We start from the raw sequence: 15,959 nt of genomic DNA, 5'->3' as shown, positions 1-15,959 counted from the left end.
CATGGTAATCCCGCTTCAACCCCGGCACCGCTTCGCGCTGCTTCCGCGGGTGCGCTAACGCTTACGCCGCGCTACTAAATCACGCGTGCACATAACGCGGTGGGTGCCCAATACCTTATAATCGATTCACCATTCACCATTCACCATTCACCATTCACCATTCACCCCCTACGACGAAGCTTACCCCCAATCACCAACATACACGGCGTAAGCAGCAGTGTTAGCGCGGTGGCGAAGGTGAGGCCGCCGGCTATGGCGCTCGACATCTGCGTCCACCACTGGGCGGAGGGCGCATTAAAGCCCAGGGCAGGGGTGAACAGGTCTACATTGATCCCCAGCACCATCGGCATGAGCCCCAATACCGTGGTAATCGCCGTTAACAGCACAGGGCGTAGGCGTAAACAGCCCGCTTCAAGGGCGGCTTCGCCGGGTGTCATACCCTGGCCGCGCAGTTCGTTGTAGGTATCGATCAAAACAATGTTGTTATTGACCACGATACCCGCCAGAGCAATCACGCCCATCCCCACCATGACAATGCCAAACGCCTGGCCGGTAATCAGTAGGCCCATGAGCACACCCGCGGTGGAGAACACAATCGCTGAGAGCACCAACCCCGCTTGATAAAAGCTATTGAACTGGGTGACCAGAATCAGCGCCATCAAACCGATAGCAATCAAGAAGGCACTGGCTAAGAACTGCATCGACTCCTGCTGATCCTCCTGCTCACCTGCCACGTTGACCATCAGGCCGTCAGGCAAACTGTCGCTGCTTGCGGCTAGCAGGGCAGTTAGGCGCTCATCGGCGAGATAGCCTGGTGCTAAGTCAGCCTCAACGGTAATTGCCCGACGTCCATCGATTCGATTAAGGGTACCTACCTTCGGCGCCGGTTCCAGAGTCACAAAATGCGAGATCGGCACTTGGCCCCGCTGGGTGTTGATCGTCAACCGCTCCAACTGATCCAGCGAACGCCAGTTTTGCGGTAGGCGCACGCGGATATCCACTTCATCGCTGACTTCCGGCGGGCGATAGCTAGCCACCTGAAGACCGGTCGTCAGCAGTTGCACCGCGCTTCCAATGGTCGTTACATCGGTACCCATGCGCGCCGCCGCTTCGCGATCCACGTTAACCTGCCACTCCACGCCCGGAAGGCTGCGGTTATCCTGAATATCGGTAAAGCCACCCAGCTCGCGCATTAACTGGCTTATTTGGTTAACGCCTGCATCGGCGACGTCAGGATTCGTGGCGCTCACTTCAAGCACAATTGGCTTGCCGCCACCGGGGCCCATCTCCTGCTCCTGAAACTCTAGCGTAATGCCGGGAATATCTCCGGCGCGCTCGGCCATGTCGTCCAAAATGGCCTGGGCAGGGCGACGTTCATGCCAGTCGATAAACTGGAACTGCAGCATGCCAATCACGTCGTTGCCCATCTGCTGGTTAGGCACCGCAAAGGAGCGCGCATACAGCGCTCGCACTTCACTCATGCCGGATAGTTTGGCTTCCACCCGCTGCACAATGGCGTCGGTCTCCACAGCGGAGAAATCGCCTCGTGCGCGCACCAACACCTGGGCGCTGTCGGGCTCCACGGCTGGGAAGAAGTCGACACCGTGGTTAAAGCGCGCATAGCCGGTATACAGCAGCGCCATTAACAATACGGTCACCAGCAGTACCCAGGCAGGGTGCATAAGTAGCCTTGCCAGCAGGTGGCGATAGCCACGCCCAAAGGAAGTCGTCGCCTCATCAGGGTTAGCGTCTGTCGTCGTTGCGGTGGTACGCGTAAACAGGCGCCCAAGAGTAGGTAAGAACACCAACGCCATGGCCAGCGATGCCAGCAGGCACAAAATCACTGTGGCGGGCAGGTACTTCATAAACTGGCCGACCACGCCGGGCCAGAACAGCAGGGGAATAAAGACAGCCAGCGTAGTGGCCGTAGAGGCAATCACCGGCCAGCTCATTCTTGAAGCGGCGTTGAGCCATGCCTGATGAGGCGTTTGACCATCGCGCAGATGGCGGTCGGCAAGCTCACTGACCACGATAGCGCCATCCACCAGCATGCCCGCCACCAGGATCAGCGCAAACAGCACCACGATATTGAGCGTAAAACCAAACGCCCATACCAGCAGAATACCGGTTAAGAAGGCGCCGGGAATGGTAAGCCCCACCAGCAGCGCCATGCGCCAGCCCATCACCGCCACCACTACAATCAGCACTAGCACCACGGCGGTCAATACGTTGTTGAGCAGCTCGGAAAGCATATTCTCAACGGTGGTCGACTCATCCAGAATAGTGGTGAAACGCAGCTGCTCGGGAAGCAAATCATCTGCCTCGGCTAAGCGGTCACGCACCGCGCCAATGGTGGCGATGATATTCGCCCCGGCGCGTTTGGAGACTTCCAGCACCACCGCTGGTTGGCCATCGATGCGGGCAAAACCTTCGGAGTCTTTATAGGTGGGGTTTATCCAGGCCACGTCACCAAAGGTGACCACACGATCCTCATCGACCTTGACCGGCATATTCATAACATCGTCAAGGGACTCGATAATACCGGGGACTTTCAGCGCCAGGCGCCCCGCACCGGTATCCAAACTGCCCGCTGCCACCAAACGGTTATTACGCGATACCTGATTAAACAGCGAATCAAAGTCGACGCCGTAGCTTTCCAATACCAGCGGATCAACGACGATCTCCAGCAAATCTTCCCGCTCACCGGCAATATCGACTTCCAGTACATCGGCGATGCCTTCGATCTCCTCCTGCAGGCGCCGGGCAATCGTCATGCGCTCACGGGTATCCAACTGCCCGGAGAGGCCAATGGTCAACACTGGAAACTCCGAGACGTTGACCTCCATGACACGTGGCTCATCGGCCTCGGAAGGTAGCTCGCTGCGGGCAATATCCACCCGGTCACGTACATCGGTTAGCGCGGTGTCGGGATCAAAGCCAGGGTCGAATTCCAGAGTAATCGAGCCATGCCCCTCGCTGGATTGGGCGGTGAACTTGCGCAACCCTTCAATGCCACGCAGTTCCTGCTCCATGGGGCGAATCAGCAGCCGTTCGCCATCCTCGGGGCTCACCCCCTCCAGTGTCAGCGAGACATAAATCATCGGAATGGTGACGTCGGGGTTAGCTTCTTTAGGAATCATCTGCCAGGCAGTGATGCCCGCTAATAGAAGACTCACCAACAGCAGTAATGTCGTGCGAGTGTGGGCTAGCGCTGCATTAATCAACTGGCGCATGAACGCTATCCTGTTCCGCCGGCTGTGAAATAATCGCCTTTTCAACAGGCACCGGGGTCACTGTTTCACCGATATCTACCATGCCAGCGCCCAACGTGATCAGGCGTAGCGGGTCGGGTAGGCCAGTCACGTAGGCGCGCTGCGTATCGGCACTCACCAGCTCCACGGTGGTCTGCTGTACTGTGTCGTTCTCATCCAGGTGCTTGACCGCCAGTTGGCCTTCGCTATTCAAACTCAGCAGCGCAGGCGAAAGGGTATGCACCTGGCGGGGTGGCAGCGTAATGGTCAGCTCCGCACTGCCGCCTGCCAAGCGTTTACCGGCCGGGTTATCCAGCGTGGCTTCGATATAAAAGCTGCGAGTGGCCTCTTCAGCGCGGTGACTAACAAAGGTCAGCTCACCTTCGAGGTGGTCGCCATTGAGTAGCCGCGCGGTCACCGGTAACCCTTCGCTTAAATCGCCCACCTGCTGCTGAGAAACCCAGGCGGCACCTTTCAAACGGCGGTCATCGACTAGTTGGCCCCACTCTTCACCGGGCTGTAATAGGTCGCCTAGCTCCACCTGAACGCGGTTCAGCACACCATCGAAAGGGGCAGTGGGGCGGCTGTCGTCCAGCTGCTTCTGCAGTTGCGCCACGGAAGCAGCGCTGGCGCTTAGTGCGCTCTGCAGGCGCAGTAACTCGGGCTGGGAAATCAGCTCCCGCTGGCGCAGGTTGCGAGCCCCGGCATACTCCGCCTCGGCCACGGCTAGTTCATCCCGGGCCTGCTGTAGCTGCTCGGGCAGGGCGTCATTATCCAGCACCAGTAGCGTATCGCCCGCCGCAACGCGGCTACCTTGCGCGACCGGCTTCTCAGCCACAAAGCCCGCGACGTTGGCGCGCAGGATTGTTTCGCGCTCTGCCGTCAGTTGGCCCTGGACGATTTGCTGAGGAATAAACGGCGTGCTCTGCTGCACGACAATTTCAACCCGCGAACCTGCTTCGCTGCGCGCGGGTGCGTCTGGGGGCGTGGTTTGAAAGCGCTGAAAATTACCAAAAGCGAGCCATATCACTAGCGCCAGCACCAGTAGGCTAGCCAATGCATAAGAGAACGGGATTTTTCGCATGGAGCGTCCATGTCCTTAGCAAAACAAGAAAGGAGGCCATAAAGCCGAAGATACCATAGCGCAACTCAGCCTTTTCAGCGAGTAGCAAGCCATTGAGCGGATAGCAAGTATGGTAAATGGGTTGTAGTCTCATGTCTGATTGAGTTTTTCCCCGGCTGGGCATACCATCTTTGCGTCTTGAGTTCTGTTAAGCCACTCCTCAGGCGAGAACCATCCCTAGGCGAACCAATCAAGGAGCAATGATGAAAGATCCAGTACGTATTGCGATTACCGGCGGCGCCGGTCAGATCAGCTACTCTCTTATTTTCCGCATCGCCGCTGGCGACATGTTGGGGCCGGATCAGCCTGTCATTCTCCAGCTTCTGGAAATTCCCCAGGCAATGGACGCCCTGAACGGCGTGGTAATGGAAGTTAACGACTGTGCCTTCCCGCTGGTACAAGACATCGTTGCCACTGATGACCCGAACGTAGCGTTCAAAGACGCTGATTTCGCCCTGCTGGTTGGCGCACGTCCGCGCGGCCCGGGCATGGAGCGTAAAGACCTGCTGGAAGCCAACGCAGCGATCTTCTCCGTTCAAGGTAAAGCATTGAACGATCACGCCAGCCGTGATGTGAAAGTGCTGGTCGTCGGTAACCCGGCCAACACCAACGCGCTGATTGCTTCCTGCAACGCGCCGGATCTGGACGCAGGTCAGTTCACCGCCATGACGCGTTTGGATCACAACCGCGCCCTGACCCAGCTGGCACAGAAAACCGGTAAGCATGTCACTGACGTTGAAAACATGATCATCTGGGGCAACCACAGTGCCACCCAGTACCCGGATCTGGCTCAGTGCAAAGTCGACGGCAAAGCAGCGTTCGATCTGGTTGAGCGCGATTGGTACGAAAACGACTTTATCCCCACCGTGCAGCAACGCGGCGCGGCAATCATCAAAGCACGTGGCGCTTCTTCTGCCGCTTCTGCTGCCTCTTCCGCCATCGACCATATGCACGACTGGGCGCTGGGTTCCAAAGGCATCGTCAGCATGGCAATTCCGTCTGACGGCAGCTACGGCATCGACGAAGGCATCATCTACTCCTACCCAGTGCGTTGCCAGGGTGGCAAGTATGAAATCGTTCAAGGCTTCGAAATTGACGAATTCAGCCAAGAGAAGATGAAAGCCACCGAGAAAGAACTGCGCGAAGAGCGTGCAGCCGTCGAGCACCTGCTCGGCTAAATGCGCTTACTGCCGCTGTTTTGGAAGCAGCAGTTAACGCCAAAACCCCGCAGGCTTAGCTTGTGGGGTTTTTTATTGGGTGAGATTGAGCAGCATGCAACGGTGCCGAGGTTGGTGTGGGGTACCACGGCCATTTGCATAACGTGCACACGCCCTTGGAATCCCCACCCTCATGTGCCTGCGAGATTTAGTAGCGCGTGGTAAGCGAAGCGCACCCGCGGAAGCAGCGCGAAGCGGTGCCGGGGTTGGCTCGTGCAGGCAGGGTTGGTTGGGTGCCACTGGGCGTCGTTCCGCCGCCTCCCGCGGGTGCCTCGTTTGCTCGTTCCTCGCAGACTCGTTACCACGCGCTACGGTATGTGCACGCATCTGGTTTCGTGGGTTTCGTAGCGCGTGGTAAGCCTACGGCGCACCCGCGAAAGCAGCGCGAAGCGGTGCCGGGGTTGGCTCGTGCAGGCAGGGTTGGCTGGGTGCTCTTGGGCGTCGTTCCGCCGCCTCCCGCGGGTGCCTCGAAACGCTCGCTGAACTCGCTTTCTCGTTACCACGCGCTACGAGAATCACTCGATTTCGGTGGCATGATAACGTGCCACGGCCATTTGCATAACGTGCACACACCCTTGGAATCCCCACCTTCATGTGCCTGCGAGATTTAGTAGCGCGTGGTAAGCGAAGCGCACCCGCGGAAGCAGCGCGAAGCGGTGCCGGGGTTGGTGTGGGATACCACTGGGCGTCATCCCGCCGTCATCCTCAAGTGCCTCGTTTGCTCGTTACCACGCGCTACGAGACCTATACTCCTGACGATTCACGATTCACGATTCACGATTCACGATTCACGATTCACGATTCACGATTCACGATTCACGATTCACGATTCACGATTCACGATTCACCAACTCAATCCCGCAAACTCATGATCCGCCATTGGCGTTCTTTGGCGATTTCGCGCAGGGTGTCGTCGGGGTCTACGGCGACGGGGTGCTCGACTATTTCTAACAGCGGTAAATCATTGTGCGAGTCGCTGTAGAACCACGCGCCCTCCATGGTCAGGTCTTGATCTTCCAGCCACTTTTCTAAGCGGGTGACTTTGCCTTCGCGGTAGCTGGGAATGCCCGAAACGCGCCCCGTGTAGCGGCCCTCTTTGACCTCCGGGTTCACCGCGATTAAGTGATCGACCCCCAAACGCTCGGCAATCGGGGCGGTAATAAAGCGGTTGGTGGCGGTAATAATCAGCAGCGTGTCGCCTTTGGTGCGGTGGCGTGCCAGAAGCTCTTCTGCTTTGGGCAAAATATTGGGTTCGATCTTGCTGGCCATGAACTGCTGGTGCCACGCTGAAAGCTGTTCAGGCGAATTATCAGCCAGCGGTTTAAGCGCCATCTCCAAAAAAGCAGCCATATCCAGGGTGCCCGCGTTGTAATCAGCCATGAAGCGCTCATTGGCTTCCCGGTAGGCAACCGGGTCGACTGCCCCTTGTTCGAGTAAAAACTCGCCCCAGGCATGATCGCTGTCGATGGATAGCAGCGTATTATCCAAATCGAATATGGCCAGACTCACGGCGCTCCCCTTTTTTAGTCAGTGGATAGTAGACAGTCGTTAGTGCTCTAAAGACGCTAGTTAGGCAAATAGCGGACGCGGATTATCGCAGAGTCGCCATGTCATTCCCACCAACGCACGTTCTTCTCTCTACGCTGATACGCAACCATTCATCACTTAGCGTTATATTGTATTGATACGCTTGTCACCCTTGTGGAAAAATGGGGACAACTGAAAATTTATTAAGGTGATGTCCGTGATCGACGCTGACGGCTTTCGCCCCAATGTTGGCATCATCATTGCCAATAGCCAGGGGCAGCTGCTTTGGGCGCGTCGGGTAGGACAAAATGCGTGGCAATTTCCCCAGGGGGGCATCAATGCAAGCGAGACGCCACAACAAGCACTTTTTCGTGAACTTTACGAAGAGATCGGCCTAACCGCCGACGATGTTGATATTGTTGCCTGCACCCGGGGCTGGCTACGCTACCGTCTGCCACGACGTATGATTCGCACACATTCGCGTCCGGTCTGTATAGGCCAGAAGCAGAAGTGGTTTTTACTTAAAATCCGTTGCCAGGAAAGCCAGATCTGTATGACGGCAACCCCATCCCCCGAATTTGATGGGTGGCGGTGGGTGAGCTACTGGTACCCGCTAGGGCAGGTTGTGCCTTTTAAACGAGAGGTATATCGGCGCGCGCTGCGGGAGTTGTCTCCCCGCGTTCAGCGTCTGGCACAGGATGACGATTAGGGCGATTGGCCGCTGCCCAGGGTAGGGCGGCAGCAGTCTGCCAGAAAATTCCTCAGCGAGGCAAATAATAGTGAAAAGTACAACGTCCATGCTTGAGGTGTTGCGCCGGGTGATTCAGGAAGTGAACGGCGCGCGCACCCTCGACGCCGCGCTGTCCACGATGGTACGCCGAATTCGTAAAGCGATGCAGACTGATGTGTGCTCCTTCTACCTTTACGACAAGGAGCTTGAGTCGCTGGTATTGATGGAGACCATTGGCCTGCGCACCCAGGCAGTAGGGCGCGTAGTACTGCCGTTAGGCGAAGGCCTGGTGGGCTTGGTGGCCAAACGCAGCGAGCCGCTTAACCTCGAAGACGCCCAGGCCCACCCGCAATTCCGCTACTTTGAAGCCACCGGTGAAGAGCGCTACTCGAGCTTTTTGGGTGTGCCGATTATTCACCAGCGCCACATGCTGGGCGTATTGGTGGTTCAGCAAGCCGAAAAGCGCCGCTACGACGATGAAGACGAAGCCTTTCTGGTCACCATGGCCGCGCAGTTGGCGGGTGTGTTGGCACATGCTTTAGCCACGGGCAACCTGTTGCGCCCGGCGCTTGCCGGAGGGCAGGCAATGTTTAAAGGCGTTGCTGCCTCGCCTGGCATGGCTATGGGGGAAGCGGTGGTGATTACGCCGCCCGCCGATTTAAACAGCGTGCCGGATCTGATACCCCGCGATCAGGATTATGAGGTCGCCCGCCTAAAAGAAGCCATTGGCAAAACCCGCAACGAAATTCGTGCCGCGGCCGAACGTTTGGCAAGCCGGATCTCTGCCCAAGAGCTGGCGCTGTTCGATGTTTATCAGCAGATGCTCGGCGAAGCGGCGCTGGCTGATGAAGTGGAAAAGCGCATTCGCGAAGGCCAGTGGGCACCCGGTGCTCTGGCCGATGTAGTGCGTCGTCACGTCCAGTACCTGGAGCGGGTAGACGACAACTACCTGCGCGAGCGGGCGGCAGATATTCGTGATCTTGGCCGCCGGGTGCTTGCACACCTGCAAGAAGATACCCCGTCCACGCCGGAAACCTACCCCGATAACGCTATTTTGGTCGGTGATGAGATCAGCGTGGCCATGCTGGGGGAGGTTCCCCGCGAAAAGCTCAAAGGGCTGGTCTCGGTACGCGGTTCCAGCACGTCCCATGTGGCGATTGTCGCTCGGGCCATGGGCATCCCGACAGTGCTGGGCATGGTGGATTTACCGCTGCCGCGCCTAGGCGGAGCGCCGGTGGTGCTGGATGGTCACCGTGGTCGCCTGTTTGTGCGCCCAGCGCCTGAACTTACGGCCCGTTATGAAAGTCTGATCGCCGAAGAAGAGGCGCTCAGCGAACTGCTTGAGCACGAGCAGGATCTGCCTAGCGCCACGCCCGACGGTCACACGATGCCGCTCATGGTCAATACCGGCTTAGCGGTAGATGCCACCGCGCTGCTTAAAAGCCGTATCGGTGGAGTGGGCCTCTACCGAACCGAAGTGCCGTTTATGATTACCGAACGCTTCCCCGGCGAGAAAGAGCAAACCAAGCTTTATCGTGAGCAGCTCGAAGGCTTTGCCCCGTTGCCGGTGGTCATGCGCACATTGGATATCGGCGGTGACAAGGATCTACCCTATTTCCCCATTGAAGAGGCCAATCCGTTTCTAGGCTGGCGCGGTATGCGGGTAACGCTGGATCACCCGGAAGTGCTAATGGTGCAACTGCGCGCCATGCTCAAAGCCTCGATCGACCTGGATAACCTCTACGTTCTCTTCCCGATGATTACCAACGTCGAAGAGGTCGATGAAGCGCTGCGCCTGCTGGATCGCGCCATTCTAGAGCTGGGCGAAGAGGGGATTACTGTTGTCAGGCCTAAGGTGGGCGTGATGATTGAAGTGCCCGCCACTATCTATCAAATGGACGCGCTGGCGAAGCGAGTCGACTTTTTCTCCGTGGGCAGCAACGATCTCACCCAGTACTTGCTGGCGGTGGATCGTAACAACCCACGCGTATCGAGCCTTTACGATGCGCTGCACCCGGCGTTGCTCGGCGCTCTGCTGGAACTTGCTAACGATGCGACGCGGCTTGATAAGCCCATTTCGCTTTGTGGTGAATTGGCCGGAGACCCGGCTGGAGCGCTGCTGCTTATGGCCATGGGCTTTACCAGTCTTTCCATGAATGCGCCAAGCCTGCCCAAAGTGCGCGCGGCCATTCGCCGGGTGCCGTTCAGCGATGCCGAGCAACTGCTCAAAGAAGTGATGGAGCTAGACACCCCTGCCCAGGTGCATACCCATCTAGAGGGGCGCATGGATGAGTGGCAGCTGTCACATCTGATGCCGCCCCGTGACTAAGTTCTTTATGCAAAAGCCTAGGGTGTAGATTCAAGCGAACTGCTGGGCAACGCTAAAGAGGTTTCACCCTCAAAGCGCCCCAGCGGCCCAAAGCGCTGTTCGGTAACTTCGATGTGCCCGTCGCTATCCAGAGTGAGCCACGAGGTGGCGCGGGTGCCATAGCGTTCGCCGACAATAAACGCCGCTGAAAGCTGGCGCTCCAATTCAAGCCCCACGCCGGTATCCGGCAACTCCTCGATAGCCGCTTCTTGCGGATTTTGCATAGCGCGCTGAACGCCACTAGGCCATGCCTGGAACGGGCCTGGCTGTAAAAGAGTGTGCTCAAGCGCAGTGCGTACATGTAGAAGCTTTGGCCAGGGTGAGTTGAGATCAGCGTTAGAGAGGCCATGAACCCCGGGAGCTACCTCAGTGAGAGCCAGGCGATCACTGCCGCGGTGTAGGTGCCAAAGCCGTTGGGGCGTGGCGACTAATAAATTAAAGCCTGCGTAGCGCATTGCCTCACCCTGGCTGAGTGCAGTTAGCCACGCTTCTATATTGCTACACTGCAGGGCATCCGCGACCAGCTCGCCCCGGCTTGGTGCGCCGGGTGGTGTGCCCAATTGCGGGTCACGTACGTTGGTTAACGCGGCCACTACACCGCCGCGCTTGGCTGCCAGCCACGAGCCACCGGCCTCTAAATCGCGGCCACCGACAATGGCTGGGTTATCTTGCCACTCACCCAGCGGCGCGGTGGGGCGCGCATGAAACTCATCACGGTTACCCATTAGCCGCAAAGGCATGAGGGTGCCGGGTTGCCAAGCAAACGATATCAAGCACATAACAAACTCGCAGGCGATAAGGGTGAAAAACGTTCAACGCAAGAGCCGCATGACAGTAACGAAGCGTAGACGTACACTGACATTAGTATCATGTTTGTAGCATAAATCGTCACACCGAATGGGTGTGGGGGTCTTAAACAGCGGTCACGTTATCAGCGGCCATGCGGCCAATAGGAAGGCGAGATCATGCAACGCTATCAAAGGGAACACTTTTGGAACGCCATTGTTTGGCCTCTGCTGTGGCCCTTGCTGCTCGTGCAAGCAGCATTAATCGTGCTCTGCGTGGTGGTGGGCGCCATGATGTGGTGGATGTCGCCCAGCTACGTCTCTTGGAGCACCATGTTGTGGCTAATGGCGGCGCTGCTTATCGGCAGCAGTTTGAACGTCGGTGCCTTCCTTATGTTGGTTAAGGCGCATGCTCGGCGTCAAGATAATCGCTTTATGCAAGAACTCACCGAACTTGAACGGCACAGTCAAGCACTATGCGCTACCGCTGCGCGTTCACTGCCCGAACATAAATGTTCCCCGCCGGATGCCGCCGACGAATCTCATCTACCCCTTCAACGGTTGGCCAGCGTTAATGAAATCCTCGCCGGTCTTGAACGCTGCATGCACTGCTCCCAAGTCGCCACTGCCGCTACTAAGAATACCCGGCAGGAGCATGAGCAAACCTTGTTGGACGACCTTCACCACCAGCAACGGCAGCTCAAGCACTTGATCGCTGGTCGAGAAAGAGCGCGGGAAGAGTCACGATTAAAATCAGGCTACTTAACGCTGCTGCAGCGTGAAACGGATAGCTTGTTAGACCATTTAAACAGCATGGCTGATAAAGAAATTACCGATAGCTGTCGGCAAAATGTCATGGAAGTGTATGAGCATGTATCGGATATCCGCGCGCTACTGACCAATCTTGTTCAACAAAGCGCTGATGAGAGAATTGAGTCAGGTTCTGGGCAAGGCTCTTTGAGCAGTGAGGTACAAGGGGGGAGTGGTGATCGCCTGGGGGCACCGCGCACTTTACGCGTATTGGTCGTCGACGACGGACCGGTAAATTTGATGCTGGCCCGGCAGATGCTAGAAACCCAAGGCCTACAGGTGGAAGGCGCTAGCAGTGGTGAACAGGCGTTGGAACGCCAGCAAAACGCGATCTTTGATCTGGTATTTATGGATATTTTTATGCCCACTCTGGACGGGCTCGAAACCACCCGGCGCTGGCGCGAGTACGAGCGCAACCATGGCGGTAGCCAAAGCGTGCTGGTCGCACTAACGGCCAACGTCGACAATGCCGGGCGCGACGCCTGTCTGGCGGCCGGTATGGATGACTTACTTGCCAAGCCTTACCAACCCCAAACCCTCATGAATATGATTGCTCACTGGTTTCCAGGCACAGTTAAAGCGGCCCCATCTGAATGACCATCGTCACGGCGCTATCGATTTATTTAACCTTAGGCGCTGTTGCCGGCACCATGGCAGGTGTATTTGGCGTGGGCGGTGGGCTCATTATCGTTCCTGTCTTGGTCTTCGCGTTTGGTCTGCAGAACATCGCCTTTGAAATTGCCATGCATTTAGCCATTGGCACCTCTCTCGCCACCATTCTCGTCACCGGTTCATCGTCCACCCTTGGCCATTATCGGCGCGGCAGCATTCACCGTGGGTGGCTTAAAGCGCTGCTACCTGGCTTAGTATTAGGTTCCATCGCTGGGGCGTTTATTGCCGACAACCTCTCCGGCACGGCGCTGGGAACTATGTTTGGCATCTTTGTTCTACTCATTGCCGCTAAAATGGTGTTTGGATTAACGCCTAAGCAGGGCAGTACCTCACCCGGCAAATGGATAATGACGCTCGCCGGTGGCGCGATCGGCGCTGTTTCAGCACTGTTCGGGATTGGCGGAGGCGCCATGACAGTGCCGCTACTATCACGCTGTGGTGCCAGCATGACTCAAGCGGTGGGCACGGCAGCGGCGGTAGGGCTACCCATCGCGCTGGTGGGGGCTCTGGCGTTTATCGTGGTGGGCTGGGGTAATCCGCTGCTGCCTGCCTGGACGACTGGCTTTGTTATGTGGCCAGCGTTTTTCAGTATCGTAGTCACCAGCGTTCCATTTGCCCGCTTAGGCGTTAAACTTGCCCATGTTTTGCCCGCTCATGTGCTACGCCTCTCCTTCGCGTTACTGCTGGCTGTGGTAGGGGTACGTTTCCTGCTCACCTAGTCTGTGACCGTTTTACGTGCTGATTGGGCGTCTTGCATATTTCCTTTGGTCAGATTAGAGAGTGTAAATGATTAATTACCCAACGATTGACCCAGTGGCTATCTCCTTGGGGCCGCTGCAAGTCCATTGGTATGGCCTGATGTATGTGGTGGGATTTGTCGCCGCCTGGTGGCTTGGCTGTCGGCGCGCATCGCGTATTGGTCTCAATAATGACGATATCGGTGATTTGCTCTTCTACTGTGCCATCGGTGTCGTGGCTGGTGGGCGCTTAGGGTACGCACTGTTCTACGGGCTAGGACAGTGGACAGCCGACCCGCTGTGGATCTTCCGCGTATGGGATGGCGGCATGAGCTTTCACGGCGGCCTACTCGGGGTGCTCCTCGCCGCCTGGATATTCGCTCGGCGTAAGCAGTTGGCTTTTTTAACGCTCACCGACTTTATCGCTCCTCTGGTGCCGATTGGCTTGGGTGCTGGGCGTATCGGTAACTTTATTAATCATGAGCTACCGGGCCGCATGACCTCGCTTCCCTGGGGCATGCCGTTTCCCGGCATGGGGCCTGAGCCGCGTCATCCATCAGCGCTCTACGAGGCGCTGTTAGAAGGCGTCGTGCTGTTCGCCATTCTGTGGTGGGTCTCCGCCAAGCCGACTTCACGAGGCTTTTTATCCGGGCTGTTTTTAGTCTGCTACGGCGTGTTCCGCTTTATGGTCGAATTTGTCCGCATGCCCGACGCCCACATCGGCTTTATCGCCTTCGGCTGGGTCACTATGGGCATGCTGCTCTCGCTCCCCATGATCGCGCTGGGCCTCGTCATCATCGCCTGGTCACGCTCCCAGCCAGTGGATGTGAAACTCGCAAACTAAAGCACCGCGGTGCTGTTAATGGGGCGCCAAGCGCTATGATTCACGCACTTGAATAGGTGATTTTCGTAGCGCGTGGTAAGCGAAGCGCACCCGCGAAAGCATCGCGAAGCGGTGCCGGGGTTTGGTTATGTGCCACTGGGCGTCGTTCCGCCGCCTCCCGCGGGTGCCTCGTTTGTTCGTTCCTCACAAACTCGTTACCACGCGCTACGGTATGTGCACGCACCTGACTTTGGTGGTTTTCGTGGCGCGTCCGCGGAAGCAGCGCGAAGCGTTGCCAGGGTTGGTGTGTTGCCACCATTTTGTGTGCAGACGTGATCAGGCATTGGGCATCCACCGCTTTATGTGCACGCAGGATTTAGTAGCGCGTGGTAAGCGAAGCGCACCCGCGGGAGCAGCGCGAAGCGGTGCCGGGGTTAACTGGATAACGCTAACAGGCCGGCACCGCTAGACCGACAAGCTGAGGGCGCCTAGAATAAACCGCTACATCGCCTGTTAATTTGGAAATTCTGTGACTGCACCAACGCCCGCGCTTGAGCAACCCTATTTAGACTTGATGCAAACCGTTTTGGAGCATGGCGTTGACCGCCACGACCGTACAGGCGTCGGCACGCGCTCCGTGTTTGGCCATCAAATGCGCTTTGATTTATCGCGTGGTTTTCCGCTACTGACCACCAAAAAACTCCACCTGCGCTCGATTATTCACGAGCTCCTGTGGTTCCTGAAAGGCGACACCAACATCGCCTACCTAAAAGAGAACGGCGTGCGGATTTGGGACGAGTGGGCGGATGAAAACGGCGATCTAGGCCCCGTTTACGGCTATCAGTGGCGCAGCTGGCCCGACCCCAAAGGGGGCAGCGTTGATCAAATTGCCAAGGTGCTCGGTCAAATTCGCACCACACCCCAATCCCGCCGCCTGATTGTTTCTGCATGGAACCCAGCTCAGGTCGATGAAATGCAGCTACCACCGTGCCACTGCCTGTTCCAGTTCTACGTGGCCAATGGCAAGCTGTCGTGCCAGCTCTATCAGCGCAGCGCCGACATTTTTCTCGGTGTGCCGTTTAATATCGCCAGCTACGCCTTACTACTGACCATGGTCGCCCAGGTGACCGGCCTGCAGCCGGGTGAATTTATCCACACCCTAGGCGATGCGCACCTGTACAGTAACCACCTTGAACAGGCCAAAGAACAGCTATCGCGTACGCCTAAAGCGGCGCCTAAACTGGTGCTCAATCCAGAGGTAGACGACCTGTTCGCATTCCGTTTTGAAGACATTCACATTGACGCTTACGAGGCGCACCCGCACATCAAGGCCGAGGTAGCGGTATGAGCCAGCAAAACGATACGAGTAACCAAAACGGCGCTTTCGATTCCCTGGTGCCGGTGGCAATGATCGTTGCCATGGCTAAAAATCGTGTGATCGGCGTAGACGGCAAGTTACCCTGGTACCTGCCCGAAGATTTAAAGTTCTTCAAACGCATTACCCAGGCAAAACCGCTGGTCATGGGGCGTAAAACCTACGCTTCCATTGGCAAGCCGCTGCCTAATCGGCTTAATGTCGTTGTCACCCGCAACGCCGAGTTTTCCCACGAAGGCGTACGCGTGTGCCATGACCTGCCCGCAGCGCTAGAGCTAGCCGACCAGCACGCCACCATAGAGGCGGCAGAAGAGATCATGGTAATGGGAGGCGGAGAAATCTACCGCCAGGCGCTTCCCTTTGCACAGCGGCTTTACATAACGGAAGTGGACATAGAGGTAGAAGGCGACGCAACGTTTCCTGACTTCGACCCCAGCGAGTGGCAAGAAGTACAGCGCGTAGCGGGGCAGCCAGCAGAAGGGCAGCCAAGTTATGATTTCGTCGTTTACGAGCGCATCGCCGACTAAAAAGGGCAAAGGAG

Annotated in this window: 12 protein-coding genes; 8 read left to right on the top strand and 4 right to left on the bottom strand. The window is 57.2% G+C overall.

What is annotated here, in order from left to right:
• Positions 1-161 precede the first annotated feature (161 nt).
• Positions 162-3,233 carry an efflux RND transporter permease subunit gene (locus AC4EYZ_RS03350; protein WP_490204118.1) on the bottom strand — a complete coding sequence of 1,024 codons (3,072 nt, stop codon included), beginning with the start codon at positions 3,231-3,233 and terminating at the stop codon, positions 162-164.
• The gene (locus AC4EYZ_RS03345) at positions 3,217-4,335 is read right to left on the bottom strand and encodes an efflux RND transporter periplasmic adaptor subunit (protein WP_490204117.1); all 1,119 of its coding nucleotides are present in this window, start codon (positions 4,333-4,335) and stop codon (positions 3,217-3,219) included. The genes AC4EYZ_RS03350 and AC4EYZ_RS03345 overlap by 17 nt, the downstream gene beginning before the upstream one ends.
• A gap of 242 nt (positions 4,336-4,577) precedes the next feature.
• On the opposite strand from AC4EYZ_RS03345, the gene AC4EYZ_RS03340 reads away from it, so the two are divergent.
• Positions 4,578-5,552: a malate dehydrogenase gene (locus tag AC4EYZ_RS03340; RefSeq protein WP_022519687.1), complete on the top strand. Its 975-nt coding sequence runs from the start codon at positions 4,578-4,580 to the stop codon at positions 5,550-5,552.
• A gap of 891 nt (positions 5,553-6,443) precedes the next feature.
• Here AC4EYZ_RS03340 and AC4EYZ_RS03335 read toward each other — a convergent pair.
• The gene (locus AC4EYZ_RS03335) at positions 6,444-7,100 is read right to left on the bottom strand and encodes a histidinol-phosphatase (RefSeq protein ID WP_009288657.1); all 657 of its coding nucleotides are present in this window, start codon (positions 7,098-7,100) and stop codon (positions 6,444-6,446) included.
• Between the two features lie 235 nt (positions 7,101-7,335).
• On the opposite strand from AC4EYZ_RS03335, the gene rppH reads away from it, so the two are divergent.
• Together rppH and ptsP are read left to right on the top strand one after the other, a co-directional pair.
• Positions 7,336-7,827 (top strand): RNA pyrophosphohydrolase, encoded by a 492-nt coding sequence (rppH, locus tag AC4EYZ_RS03330; RefSeq protein WP_174788086.1) that lies wholly within the window; start codon positions 7,336-7,338, stop codon positions 7,825-7,827.
• Positions 7,828-7,915: 88 nt separating this feature from the next.
• Positions 7,916-10,177 carry a phosphoenolpyruvate--protein phosphotransferase gene (gene ptsP, locus AC4EYZ_RS03325; RefSeq protein ID WP_101148438.1) on the top strand — a complete coding sequence of 754 codons (2,262 nt, stop codon included), beginning with the start codon at positions 7,916-7,918 and terminating at the stop codon, positions 10,175-10,177.
• A 17-nt stretch (positions 10,178-10,194) separates the two neighbouring features.
• On the opposite strand, the gene AC4EYZ_RS03320 is transcribed toward ptsP, so the two are convergent.
• Positions 10,195-10,995, bottom strand: a complete 801-nt coding sequence (locus AC4EYZ_RS03320; RefSeq protein WP_490204116.1) for an NRDE family protein — start codon at positions 10,993-10,995, stop codon at positions 10,195-10,197.
• A gap of 186 nt (positions 10,996-11,181) precedes the next feature.
• Between AC4EYZ_RS03320 and AC4EYZ_RS03315 the strand changes: the two genes are divergently transcribed.
• From AC4EYZ_RS03315 to AC4EYZ_RS03295, 5 genes are all read left to right on the top strand, one after another.
• The gene (locus AC4EYZ_RS03315; RefSeq protein ID WP_490204115.1) at positions 11,182-12,408 is read left to right on the top strand and encodes a response regulator; all 1,227 of its coding nucleotides are present in this window, start codon (positions 11,182-11,184) and stop codon (positions 12,406-12,408) included.
• On the top strand, positions 12,405-13,202 hold the full coding sequence (locus AC4EYZ_RS03310) for a sulfite exporter TauE/SafE family protein (protein ID WP_490204114.1): 798 nt from the start codon (positions 12,405-12,407) through the stop codon (positions 13,200-13,202). The genes AC4EYZ_RS03315 and AC4EYZ_RS03310 overlap by 4 nt, the downstream gene beginning before the upstream one ends.
• 67 nt (positions 13,203-13,269) lie before the next feature.
• A complete protein-coding gene (gene lgt, locus AC4EYZ_RS03305) occupies positions 13,270-14,064 on the top strand; it encodes a prolipoprotein diacylglyceryl transferase (RefSeq protein ID WP_490204113.1) in 795 nt (264 codons plus the stop codon).
• 553 nt (positions 14,065-14,617) lie between these two features.
• On the top strand, positions 14,618-15,391 hold the full coding sequence (locus AC4EYZ_RS03300; protein ID WP_053857259.1) for a thymidylate synthase: 774 nt from the start codon (positions 14,618-14,620) through the stop codon (positions 15,389-15,391).
• Positions 15,388-15,945, top strand: coding sequence for a dihydrofolate reductase (locus AC4EYZ_RS03295; RefSeq protein ID WP_190373552.1), 558 nt, complete (start codon positions 15,388-15,390; stop codon positions 15,943-15,945). Before AC4EYZ_RS03300 ends, AC4EYZ_RS03295 begins: the two co-directional genes overlap by 4 nt.
• Positions 15,946-15,959 lie beyond the last annotated feature (14 nt).

This window comes from Vreelandella sp. 162(4c) (assembly GCF_058152265.1).
The sequence above is the reverse complement of the archived record's forward strand: the minus strand, read 5'-3'. Positions and strand labels throughout refer to the sequence as shown.

Excerpts from the sequence above, each read along its gene's own strand:
- AC4EYZ_RS03295 (WP_190373552.1), top strand. The coding sequence starts at position 15,388 with ATGAGCCAGCAAAACGATACGAGTAACCAAAACGGCGCTTTCGATTCC.
- AC4EYZ_RS03315 (WP_490204115.1), top strand. The coding sequence starts at position 11,182 with ATGCAACGCTATCAAAGGGAACACTTTTGGAACGCCATTGTTTGGCCT.
- AC4EYZ_RS03300 (WP_053857259.1), top strand. The coding sequence starts at position 14,618 with ATGCAAACCGTTTTGGAGCATGGCGTTGACCGCCACGACCGTACAGGC.
- lgt (WP_490204113.1), top strand. The coding sequence starts at position 13,270 with ATGATTAATTACCCAACGATTGACCCAGTGGCTATCTCCTTGGGGCCG.
- AC4EYZ_RS03320 (WP_490204116.1), bottom strand. The coding sequence starts at position 10,995 with ATGTGCTTGATATCGTTTGCTTGGCAACCCGGCACCCTCATGCCTTTG.
- ptsP (WP_101148438.1), top strand. The coding sequence starts at position 7,916 with ATGCTTGAGGTGTTGCGCCGGGTGATTCAGGAAGTGAACGGCGCGCGC.
- AC4EYZ_RS03350 (WP_490204118.1), bottom strand. The coding sequence starts at position 3,233 with ATGCGCCAGTTGATTAATGCAGCGCTAGCCCACACTCGCACGACATTA.
- AC4EYZ_RS03345 (WP_490204117.1), bottom strand. The coding sequence starts at position 4,335 with ATGCGAAAAATCCCGTTCTCTTATGCATTGGCTAGCCTACTGGTGCTG.
- AC4EYZ_RS03340 (WP_022519687.1), top strand. The coding sequence starts at position 4,578 with ATGAAAGATCCAGTACGTATTGCGATTACCGGCGGCGCCGGTCAGATC.
- AC4EYZ_RS03310 (WP_490204114.1), top strand. The coding sequence starts at position 12,405 with ATGACCATCGTCACGGCGCTATCGATTTATTTAACCTTAGGCGCTGTT.